Origin of the sequence: Mesorhizobium sp. M7A.F.Ca.ET.027.03.2.1 (assembly GCF_003999175.1) — a bacterium.
In the GTDB taxonomy this organism is placed as follows: Bacteria; Pseudomonadota; Alphaproteobacteria; order Rhizobiales; family Rhizobiaceae; genus Mesorhizobium.
This window is the reverse complement of the sequence record NZ_RZOM01000932.1, coordinates 1-2,470: the sequence shown is the minus strand read 5'-3', so window position 1 is coordinate 2,470 and position 2,470 is coordinate 1. Positions and strand designations below refer to the sequence as shown.

General features: G+C 63.0%; 2 protein-coding genes. Both read left to right on the top strand.

The genetic code is table 11. The annotated features are described in order from the left end of the window. Positions 1-1,669, top strand: a 1,669-nt coding sequence (locus EN750_RS29210) for an OmpA family protein (RefSeq protein ID WP_245482843.1), incomplete at its 5' end; no start/stop codon positions are given. 298 nt (positions 1,670-1,967) lie between these two features. Continuing rightward, the coding region (locus EN750_RS29205) for a TIGR00645 family protein (protein WP_127398823.1) at positions 1,968-2,470 on the top strand (503 nt) is incomplete at its 3' end.

Here is a 2,470-nt window from a genome sequence, read left to right as displayed (position 1 = left end):
GCAGCAGACCGAGCAGGCCGAACAGGCAGCGCCAGCCGAGGAACAGCAGCCGCGCAGGAAGAAGCGCGACCAGCAGCAGCAGACCGAGCAGGCGCCGGCCGAACAGGCAGCGCCAGCCGAGGAACAGCAGCCACGCAGGAAGAAGCGCGACCAGCAGCAGCAAACCGAGCAGGCGCCGGCCAACCAGGCGGAACCAGCCAACGACAACCAGCCCGGCGAGCAGACCAAGCCGCGCAAGAAGAACAGGCAGGACCAGCAGGCCCAACCTGAAGTCGCCCCGGCACCGAAAGAGGCTCCCGCTGGAGAGGCGACGGCCCCTGCCGGCGAACAGCCCGCGGCCCAGGGCGAGCAGCCCCAGGACACGACGAAGAAGCGTGTCAGGAAACCTGTTGGCGAGCAGCCGGCCACAGCCGAACAGCCAGCCACCGGCGAACAACCGGCCAATGGTCAGACGGCAGCACCGGCACAGGGCGAAAACCCGGTGCAAGGCGAAGCACCGGCCGATCCAAACGCCGCTCCCATCCTGGACAGCCGGAAGGACGCCGAGCGCAGAGGCGGCCGCAAGCAGGGCGACAAGATCGTCCCCCAGGATGGCGAGCAGCAGAATGGCGGGCAAAATGCCCAGCAAGGTGGCGATCAGGGCCGCAAGCCGGTGGCTGCTCCCGTCGACCAAGGTCCGCCGCCCACCGACGACAGGGCCGCACAACAGGAGATCAAGCCCGAGAAGATCGCGCCGGTGACCGAGGAAAAGGGCACGCGCGTAGAGCGTGCGCCCGATGAGAACGTCCGTGACCGCCGGCGTCCGAAAGGCGTCGACGTCGTCAGGGAACTCGGCGACCGCGTCATCCTGCAGTTCAACAACCAGACATTCGTCGAGAGCAATGACGCCCCGCGCATGACCCGCGGCGCCAGGAACGTCTACTATGAGGATCTGTCGGGCGACCGCACCCGGGAAATCGTCGAGCGTGACAACGGTGTTCAGATCGTCACCATCCGCAACCGCTATGGCGACGTCATCCAGCGTTCGCGCATTGCGCCGGATGGACGCGAATATGTGCTGAGCTATGTCGATGAGCGGCACTATGAGGACGACAGCGACTGGCGCGATCCCGGCGATGATCTGCCGCCGATGCGGCTGACAATCCCGCGCGAGGAGTACATTCTGGACTCCGAGGATGTCGAAGATCCGGACGACTACTACACCTTCCTCGAACAGCCACCGGTGGAGAAGGTCCAGCGCCTCTACTCGATCGACGAGGTCAAACGTTCGGCCCGCGTGCGCGACATCGCACGGCGCGTCGATCTCGACACGCTCAACTTCGAATTCGGCTCGGCCTCGATCTCCGACACCGAGGTGCAGAAGCTCGAGGGCGTCGCCACCGCAATGGAGAAGCTGTTGAAGAAGAACCCGGCCGAGACCTTCCTGATCGAAGGTCACACCGACGCCGTCGGCACACCGGAGGCTAACCTGGCTCTTTCCGATCGCCGCGCAGAATCGGTGGCCGAGGCCTTGACCAACGCCTTCGGCATCCCGCCGGAGAACCTGACGACTCAGGGCTATGGCGAGGAGTATCTGAAGGTCAATACGTCGGCGCCGAACCGCGAGAACCGGCGCGTCGGCATTCGCCGCATCACCTCGCTGGTGGCACCTGTGGCCAGCAACAATTAGGTCATGATTTCAAAACCATGACCCGGTTTGTGGAATCGGCACGAGAAGCATCCATCCCCGGCACCGCCGGGGATGGATGGATGTGACGGGTTCAACAAGAATTGTACGGGCATTAGACACGGCTCATTGAACCCAGCCACCCCAGATTCGGTGCTGGGCGTTCCCTGCCCCGTCCCGGCTCCAGCGGGACGCATTGAACCCCGCCGGACCTTGTTCGGCGGGGTTTTTTGTCTTGCAAACGGTGGCGGCCTGGCCGAATACGGCCATTGTCTGAGAGATAACCAGCCGGAATCATCCCATGAAGCGTCTCGAACTCGCCATCGAATCGATCATTCTCGCTTCACGCTGGTTGCTCGTCGTTTTCTATATCGGCCTGGCCCTGGCATTGGCCGTCTATGCGCTGTCATTCGGCAAGAAGCTTTATGAGTTCATTACCCTGGCGTTCACGCTCGGTGACACCGACACTATCCTCAAGATGCTCGGCCTGATCGATGCCGCACTGGTTGCCTCGCTGGTGGTGATGGTCATCATCTCGGGCTACGAGAACTTCGTCAGCCGCTTCGACGACCAGGAGGGTGGCGTGCACTGGCTGGGCACCATCGATGTCGGCTCGCTGAAGGTCAAGGTTGCCTCGACCATCGTCGCCATCTCGTCCATCCACCTTTTGCAGGTGTTTTTGAACTCGTCGACCTATACGACCGAGCAGCTGATGTGGCTGACCATCATCCATCTCGCGTTCGTCGTCTCGGCCCTCATGCTCGCCTATATCGACCGGCTGATGGGCCTCGGCAAAGGCAAGAA